Origin of the sequence: Streptomyces pyxinicus (genome assembly GCF_024753135.1) — a bacterium.
In the GTDB taxonomy this organism is placed as follows: domain Bacteria; phylum Actinomycetota; class Actinomycetes; order Streptomycetales; family Streptomycetaceae; genus Streptomyces; species Streptomyces pyxinicus.
Window position 1 is genome coordinate 150,750 of sequence record NZ_JANUGP010000019.1, and the last position, 8,645, is coordinate 159,394.

An 8,645-nucleotide genomic window follows, 5' to 3' on the forward strand; every position below is an offset into this window, starting at 1 on the left:
TCGGCGCGGGAGGGGAAGGCGAACCGTCCGGATACCGGAGCCGAACATCCGGTCAACGGCGACTTTCCGGCCAACTTTCTGACGCGGTCCTGACAGGTGTACCGATCCCCTGTCACTCTTCCCTGGCCGCCTCACAGCAACCCCACAACTCTTCGCAGACGCGTGGGCCGGCACTCAGCACCTGCACGTGGTTCCGCGTAACGCCCTGTTCTGCCCGGACGTCCCATCCCACCGTCCGGTCTCCCCTGGCCGCGCGACCCGCGGTCACGCAGAAGGAGTCAGTGTTGAGAAGCAATTCCTCTCGCGGACGCACCTCCCACACCGCACCGCGTCACCTGTCACACCCCCGCACCGCGACCGTCGCCCTCGCCGGTGTCGCCGCCCTGCTGGCCGTCGCCGTCCAGGCGGGCGCGGCCGGCGCCGCCCCCGCGAAGCCGCTGCCGGGGAAGGTCGACCCGGCCCACGCGGCGGTCAAGCTCAGCCCCTCCCAGCGTGCCGAGCTGATCCGGGACGCCGACGGCGCGAAGGCCGCGACCGCCCGGGAGATCGGACTCGGCAGCCAGGAGAAGCTGGTCGTCAAGGACGTCGTGAAGGACGCCGACGGCACCGTCCACACCCGCTACGAGCGCACCTACGGCGGCCTGCCGGTGCTCGGCGGCGACCTGGTCGTGGCCACCTCGAAGACCGGCAAGACCATGGACGTCGTGCGGGCGACCAACGCCACGCTGAAGGTCCCCGGACTCACCCCGGCCATCGCGAAGGCCGCCGCCGAGAAGCAGGCCGTGCAGCGGGCGAAGGCCCTCGGCGGCACCAAGTCGGCCGCGGACTCCGTGCGCAAGGTGATCTGGGCGGCGACCGGCAAGCCCGTGCTGGCGTACGAGACGGTGGTCGGCGGCCTCCAGGACGACGGCACCCCGAACCAGCTGCACGTCATCACCGACGCCGCCACCGGCAAGAAGCTCTTCGAGACCCAGGGCATCAAGAACGGCATCGGCAACACCCAGTACAGCGGGCAGGTCACCCTGACCACGACCCAGTCGGGCTCGACGTACACGCTGAACGACGGGGCGCGCGGCAACCACAAGACGTACAACCTGAACCACGGCACCTCGGGCACCGGCACCCTGTTCTCGCAGAACAACGACACCTGGGGCAACGGGACCACGTCCAACGCCGCCACCGCGGGCGCCGACGCGCACTACGGGGCCGCGGTCACCTGGGACTTCTACAAGAACACCTTCGGCCGCAGCGGCATCAAGAACAACGGTGTGGGCGCCTACTCCCGGACCCACTACGGCAACTCGTACGTGAACGCGTTCTGGGACGACAGCTGCTTCTGCATGACCTACGGCGACGGCTCCGGCAACAACGACCCGCTGACCTCGCTGGACGTGGCCGGCCACGAGATGAGCCACGGCGTCACCTCCAACACCGCCGGCCTCAACTACAGCGGTGAGTCCGGCGGCCTCAACGAGGCGACCTCCGACATCTTCGGCACCGGCGTGGAGTTCTACGCCAACAACTCCAGCGACGTCGGTGACTACCTCATCGGCGAGAAGATCGACATCAACGGCGACGGCACCCCGCTGCGCTACATGGACAAACCCAGCAAGGACGGCGCGTCCAAGGACAGCTGGTACTCCGGTATCGGCGGGGTCGACGTGCACTACTCCTCGGGTCCCGCGAACCACTTCTTCTACCTGCTCAGCGAGGGCAGCGGCACCAAGGTCATCAACGGTGTCACCTACAACTCGCCCACCGCGGACAACCTTCCGGTCACCGGTATCGGCCGGGACAAGGCGCTCCAGATCTGGTACCGGGCGCTGACCACCAAGTTCACCTCCACCACGAACTACGCGGGCGCCCGCACCGGCACCCTCGCGGCGGCCGGCGAGCTGTACGGCACCACGAGCGCCGAGTACAAGGCGGTGCAGGACGCCTGGGCGGGCGTGGCGGTCGGCGCGCGCTCCGGCGGCGGGACGGGCGGCACGTCGTACGAGAGCAACACGCCGGTGTCGATCCCGGACAACGGGCCGGCGGTCACCTCGGACATCACCGTCTCCGGGCGCACCGGCAACGCGCCGAGCAGCCTCCAGGTGAGCGTGGACATCACCCACACCTGGCGCGGTGACCTGGTGGTCGACCTGGTCGGCCCGTCGGGCACCTCGTACCGGCTGAAGAACTTCAGCAGCTCGGACTCGGCGGACAACGTGAACGAGACCTACACGGTCAACGCCGCCTCCGAATCGGCCAACGGCACCTGGAAGCTGAAGGTGCAGGATCAGGCCAGTCAGGACACCGGGAAGATCAACGGCTGGAAGCTGACCTTCCCGTAAACCGCATGCCAAACGCCTGTGAACACAGGGTCGTTCGAGGGTGTGACGCCCTCGGACGGTCCGTGTTCACACGCCCGCAACATGTATCGGACAGTCGGATTTCAGCCAACATCATGCCAGGGTCCTGACATGTACGCGCCGCTGATGTCACTCTCTCTCCACCCGCCGCAGCAGCACAGCAGCTTCACCACAGCACAGCCTCCGGACAGTGACCCCACGCTGACCGGACTCCCCCACGTGAAGGAGCTTTAGGTGAGCCCCCTCTACGCGCGTCACAAGCGCACCACTCTGGCGATCGCCACCGCCGTCGCCGCCGGAGCCCTCCTCACCACTGGTCTGACCACCAGTGCCAGCGCCCAGAACACGGCCGGCGCCAAGCCGCTCGCGGCCGCTCCCGCCTCGCTGTCCGCCGCTGCCCGTACCACCCTGATCCACCAGGCCCAGGCCGACGCGGCCGGCACCGCCCGGTCCATAGGCCTCGGCGCCAAGGAGAAGCTGGTCGTCAAGGACGTCGTCAGAGACACCGACGGCACCGTCCACACCCGCTACGAGCGCACCTACGCCGGCCTGCCGGTGCTCGGCGGCGACCTGGTGGTCCACACCGCCAAGTCGGGCAAGACCGAGGGCGTCACCAAGGCGACCACGTCCGCCATCAAGGTGGCCTCGCTGAAGCCGCAGATCACCGCGGCCAAGGCCGAGAAGCAGGCCGTCTCCGCCGCCAAGACCCTCGGCTCCGCCAAGTCCGCCGCGGACAGCGCCCGCAAGGTGATCTGGGCCGGCTCCGGCAAGCCCGTCCTCGCCTACGAGACGGTCGTCGGCGGTCTCCAGGACGACGGCACCCCGAACCAGCTGCACGTCATCACCGACGCGGCCACCGGCAAGAAGCTCTTCGCGTACCAGGGCATCGAGACCGGCACCGGCAAGACCCTGTACTCGGGCACGGTGACCCTGAACACCACCAAGTCGGGCTCGACGTACCAGCTCACCGACGGCACCCGGGGCGGTCACAAGACCTACAACCTGGCCCACAAGACCTCCGGCACCGGCACGCTGTTCACCGACGCCGACGACGTCTGGGGCACCGGCTCGGCGTCCAGCTCCAGCACGGACCAGACCGCCGCCGCCGACGCCGCCTACGGCGCGCAGGCCACCTGGGACTTCTACAAGAACACCTTCGGCCGCAGCGGCATCAAGAACGACGGCAAGGCCGCCTACTCCCGCGTGCACTACGGCAACTCGTACGTGAACGCGTTCTGGGACGACAGCTGCTTCTGCATGACCTACGGCGACGGCTCGGGCAACACCCACCCGCTGACCTCGCTGGACGTCGCCGGTCACGAGATGAGCCACGGCGTCACCTCGAACACCGCCGGCCTGAACTACTCGGGCGAGTCCGGCGGCCTCAACGAGGCCACCTCGGACATCTTCGGCACCGGTGTGGAGTTCGCCGCGAACAACTCCTCGGACGTCGGTGACTACCTCATCGGCGAGAAGATCGACATCAACGGCGACGGCACCCCGCTGCGCTACATGGACAAGCCCAGCAAGGACGGCGGCTCCGCCGACTCCTGGTCCTCCGGGGTCGGCAACAAGGACGTGCACTACTCGTCCGGCGTCGCCAACCACTTCTTCTACCTGCTGTCCGAGGGCAGCGGCGCGAAGACCATCAACGGCGTGAGCTACAACTCGCCGACCTCCAACGGCTCCACCGTCACCGGCATCGGCCGCGCCAAGGCGCTCCAGATCTGGTACAAGGCGCTGACGACGTACTTCACGTCGACGACGAACTACAAGTCGGCCCGCGCCGGCACGCTGTCCGCGGCGTCCGCGCTGTACGGCTCGTCCAGCACCGAGTACAAGACGGTGGCCGCGGCCTGGTCGGCGGTGAACGTCAACTAGTCTAATTCCAGTAGGACTTGGACTTGGGCGGCACCCGGGAGGCGATTCCCCCAGGTGCCGCCCTACGCTTGTGACCCATGTCCTCGGCGCCCTTCACCTACGAGCCGGTCGGCACGACCCGCGACGACCTCACGTCGTGCCCGCCCGGCTTCCGCCCGCTGCACGTCCGTACCCGGCTCGGCGAGGGCGAGGAGGTCTTCCGGCGGGCCGCCGAGGCGGTCCTCACCTGGGAGATGCACCGCGCCCTGGGCGTGGGCATCGACACCGAGGCCGGCCGCGCGGCCCCCGGCGTCGACGTCACGGTCACCCTGGCCGGTGTCGTCAAGGCGCCCTGCCGGGTCATCTGGACGGCCGAGGAGCCCCGCCGCGCCGGCTGGGCCTACGGCACCCTGGAGGGCCACCCCGAGTGCGGCGAGGAGGCCTTCGTCGTCGACCGCACCGGCGACGGCACGGTCTGGCTCACGGTCGCCGCCTTCAGCCGCCCGGCCAAGTGGTACGCCCGCGCCGGCGGCCCCGCGACGCGCGGCCTCCAGCAGGCCTACGCCCGCCGCTGCGGCACAGTCCTGAAACGGCTGTGCGCGGGACTCTCCGAGGACTGACACCCCCGGCCAGACCCCGCGCACCGCCGGTCAGCGCATCAGCACCCCCGCCCCGTCCACCACATCCTGCGACCGGTGCGGCCCGGGCGAGCGGGCCCTCGTAGAGCCGGCGACCCTCCAGATCCGGGGCGTATGCCCGCCGCTGCGGCACGGTCCTGAAACGGCTGTGCGCGGGGTTGTCCGAGGAGAGACACCCCCCGGCCGGGCCCCGCGCACCGCCGGTCAGCGCATCAGGACGCCCGCCCCGTCCACCACGTCCTGCGAGGGCACGGCCACCAGGCCGAGTTCCGCGCCGGAGGCCAGCAGACGGTGGGCGGGCAGGATGCGGACCGTGTAGCCGTAGGGGCCGGTGCGGTCCAGGGCGAGCGGGCCCTCGTAGACCCGGCGGCCCTCCAGGTCCGGGGCGCCGGTCGCCTTCAGCGGCACGACCGTGGCGTCCGTGATCCGGTCCTCCGCGTCCACCCGGCCGGAGACCGCCTGCACCTCCACGTCGTCCGGGCTCAGCTCGCCGAGCCCCACCCGCACCCGCAGCCCCACGGTGGAGCCGAGTTCCGCGGTGGCCGTCGTCGCGGTGGTCTCCACGTGGTCCACGGTCACCGCGTGCCAGGCGCCTCGCACCCGGGCCTTCCACCCGGCCAGGTCCCGGGCGGTGTCCGGGGTCAGCGCGCGGTGGGACTGCGCGGCCGGGGTGTAGAGCCGCTCGACGTACTCCCGGACCATGCGCCCGGCCAGCACCTTCGGGCCGAGCAGGGTGAGGGTCTGGCGGACCATCTGGATCCAGCGGTCCGGCAGGCCGCCCCGCCCGCGCTCGTAGAAGCGCGGGGTCACCCGCTGCTCCAGCAGGTCGTAGAGGGCCGCCGCCTCGATGTCGTCGCGGCGGTCGGCGTCGGTGCCGGCGCCGTCGGCGGTGGGCACGGCCCAGCCGAAGTCGGGCCGGAACCATTCGTCCCACCAGCCGTCCAGGACCGAGAGGTTGAGGCAGCCGTTGAGCGCCGCCTTCATCCCGGAGGTGCCGCAGGCCTCCAGCGGGCGCAGCGGGTTGTTCAGCCAGACGTCGCAGCCCGGGTAGAGCTTCTGCGCCATCGCCATGCCGTAGTCCGGCAGGAACACGATGCGGTGCCTGACCCGGGGGTCGTCGGCGAACCGCACCAGCTCCTGCACCAGCCGCTTGCCGCCGTCGTCGGCCGGGTGCGCCTTGCCGGCGACCACGATCTGCACCGGCCGCTCGGGGTGCAGCAGCAGCTCCGTCAGCCGGTCCGGGTCCCGCAGCATCAGGGTGAGCCGCTTGTACGACGGCACCCGGCGCGCGAACCCGATCGTGAGCACGTCCGGGTCCAGGGCGCCGTCGATCCAGCCCAGCTCGGCGTCGCCCGCGCCACGCTGCCGCCAGGAGGCCCGCAGCCGCTCGCGCACCTCCTGCACCAGCTGTTCGCGCAGGGTGCGGCGCAGCTCCCAGACCTCGTCGTCCGGGATGTCCGCGACCGCGTCCCAGCGCTCGGAGCCGCCGACGCTCAGCGCGTCCTCGGTCCGCTGGGCGCCGACCTGCCGGGCCCCGAGCCGCAGCACCTCGGGCGCCACCCAGGTCGGCGCGTGCACCCCGTTGGTCACGGAGGTGATCGGCACCTCCTCGGCGTCGAATCCCGGCCACAGCCCGGCGAACATCTCCCGGCTGACCTGACCGTGCAGCAGCGAGACCCCGTTGGCGTGCTGGGCCAGCCGGAGCCCCATCACGGCCATGTTGAACAGGTTGGACTCGCCGCCCGGGTAGGTCTCCCGGCCGAGCGCCAGGATGCGCTGGGCGTCGATGCCGGGCAGCTCGGTGTCCGGGCCGAAGTGCCGGGCGACCAGCTCCCGGTCGAAGCGGTCGATACCGGCCGGCACCGGGGTGTGCGTGGTGAAGACGGTGCCGCCGCGCACCGCTTCGAGCGCGGCGTCGAAGTCGAGCCCGGCCGCGCACAGTTCCGAGATGCGCTCCAGGCCGAGGAAGCCGGCGTGCCCCTCGTTGGTGTGGAACACCTCGGGCGCCGGGTGCCCGGTGAGCCGGCAGTACGCGCGCACCGCCCGGACACCCCCTATGCCGAGCAGCATCTCCTGGAGCAGCCGGTGCTCGCTGCCGCCGCCGTAGAGCCGGTCAGTGACCCCGCGTTCGCCGAGGTCGTTCTCCTCCACGTCGGAGTCGAGCATCAGCAGCGGCACCCGGCCGACCTGAGCCAGCCAGATCCGGGCGCGCAGCGCCTTGCCGCCGGGCAGCGCGAGGGAGACCCGGGCGGGGGTGCCGTCGGCCTCCTGCAGCTCGGTCAGGGGCAGCTCGTTGGGGTCGAGGACGGGGTAGTGCTCCTGCTGCCAGCCGTCGCGGGACAGGCTCTGCCGGAAGTACCCGTGCCGGTAGAGCAGTCCGACCCCGATCAGCGGGACGCCGAGGTCGCTGGCCGACTTGAGATGGTCGCCGGCGAGGATGCCGAGCCCGCCGGAGTACTGGGGCAGCGCGGCCGTGACGCCGAACTCCGGGGAGAAGTAGGCGACGGCGGCGGGCAGGCCGTCGGTCTGGGCCTGGTACCAGCGGTCGCCGGACAGGTAGTCGTCGAGGTCGTCGGCGACCGCGGTCAGCCGGCGCAGGAACCGGCGGTCGCCGGCCAGCTCGGTGAGCCGGGCCGGGCGCACGGTGCCCAGCAGCCGCACCGGGTCGCGCCCGGCGGCGGCCCAGGCCTCGGGGTCGACGGACTGGAACAGGTCGCGCGTTTCCGCATGCCAGGACCAGCGCAGATTGCGTGCCAGGTCGCTGAGCGGCCGGAGGGGAGCGGGCAGAACGGGACGGACGGTGAACCGGCGGATCGCCTTCACATGCCACCTCGGACGCGGTACGGGGTGAGACGCACGGCGCTGTGCGTCTCGTCGTCACCTTCGACGGTAGTGGTTACCCGGGCGTCGGTGGGGACGCTTTGGCCGGGTGTCGGGGCGTCAAGCCCCGGTCTGCGGGCACCCGGGGGACGAGGACCGGTCTTGTGTGCGGACGTACGCGTGAGTAGTTAACAGAGTGCCGGGTTGCCGACCCGAACAGGAGGGGAAGGCTCCACCGGTACGCACCCCACGAGCGTCACCCCGTACCGCCGCAGGACCCCACCTCCCCACAGTCATCCGCCACACCCACGTTGACGCGGACAGGAGCGGTCATGCCCGCCACGCACCACTCGTCAGCACCTTCGAGCAGCAGCAAGGCCAAGGCCCCGGCCCGCCGCACGGCGAACGCCAAGGCCCAACGGCCCGCCGCCGGGGAGCGCTCGTCCCCGCCGGCGCCGCCGCCCGTCACGCTCGGGCGCATCCCCGTCCTCGACGTGCGCCCCGCGGTGCGCCAGGGGCGCCGGCCCGCCAAGGCGGTGACCGGCGAGTCGTTCCCGGTGTCGGCCACCGTGTTCCGGGAGGGGCACGACGCCGTCGCCGCGAACGTGGTGCTGCGCGACCCGGCGGGCCGGGAGGGCCCCTGGACGCCGATGCGGGAACTCGCCCCGGGCACCGACCGCTGGGGTGCCACCGTCACGGCGGGCGAAGTCGGCCACTGGACCTACACGGTGGAGGCCTGGTCGGACCCGGTCGGCACCTGGCGGCACCACGCGGAGATCAAGATCCCGGCCGGCATCGACACCGGCCTGGTCCTCCAGGAGGGCGCGGAGCTGTACGAACGCGCCGCCGCCGGTGTCCCGGAGGGGTCCCGGGGGCCCGTGCTGGAGGCGGTGGCGGCCCTGCGCGACGAGAGCCGGCCGCCCGCCTGGCGCCTCGCCGCCGCGCTGTCCCCCGAGGTCACGCGGGTCCTGGA

At 71.6% G+C, this 8,645-nt stretch carries 5 protein-coding genes; 4 read left to right on the forward strand and 1 reads right to left on the reverse strand.

Features of this window, described 5'->3' with window-relative positions; all coding sequences use genetic code 11:
- The first annotated feature begins 284 nt into the window (after nt 1-284).
- From NX794_RS23650 to NX794_RS23660, 3 genes are all read left to right on the forward strand, one after another.
- The gene (locus tag NX794_RS23650; protein ID WP_258780809.1) at nt 285-2,336 is read left to right on the forward strand and encodes a M4 family metallopeptidase; all 2,052 of its coding nucleotides are present in this window, start codon (nt 285-287) and stop codon (nt 2,334-2,336) included.
- A gap of 252 nt (nt 2,337-2,588) precedes the next feature.
- Nucleotides 2,589-4,235 (forward strand): M4 family metallopeptidase, encoded by a 1,647-nt coding sequence (locus NX794_RS23655; RefSeq protein WP_258780811.1) that lies wholly within the window; start codon nt 2,589-2,591, stop codon nt 4,233-4,235.
- 77 nt (nt 4,236-4,312) lie between these two features.
- Entirely contained in the window at nt 4,313-4,834 is a 522-nt protein-coding gene (locus NX794_RS23660; protein ID WP_258780813.1) for a DUF1990 domain-containing protein, read from the forward strand.
- A 222-nt stretch (nt 4,835-5,056) separates the two neighbouring features.
- Here the strand turns inward: NX794_RS23660 and NX794_RS23665 are convergent, their stop codons facing one another.
- On the reverse strand, nt 5,057-7,675 hold the full coding sequence (locus tag NX794_RS23665) for a glycosyltransferase family 1 protein (RefSeq protein WP_258780814.1): 2,619 nt from the start codon (nt 7,673-7,675) through the stop codon (nt 5,057-5,059).
- 329 nt (nt 7,676-8,004) lie between these two features.
- Between NX794_RS23665 and NX794_RS23670 the strand changes: the two genes are divergently transcribed.
- Nucleotides 8,005-8,645: maltotransferase domain-containing protein (locus tag NX794_RS23670; RefSeq protein WP_258780816.1), on the forward strand; the 641-nt coding region annotated here is incomplete at its 3' end.

Excerpts from the sequence above, each read along its gene's own strand:
- NX794_RS23660 (WP_258780813.1), top strand. The coding sequence starts at position 4,313 with ATGTCCTCGGCGCCCTTCACCTACGAGCCGGTCGGCACGACCCGCGAC.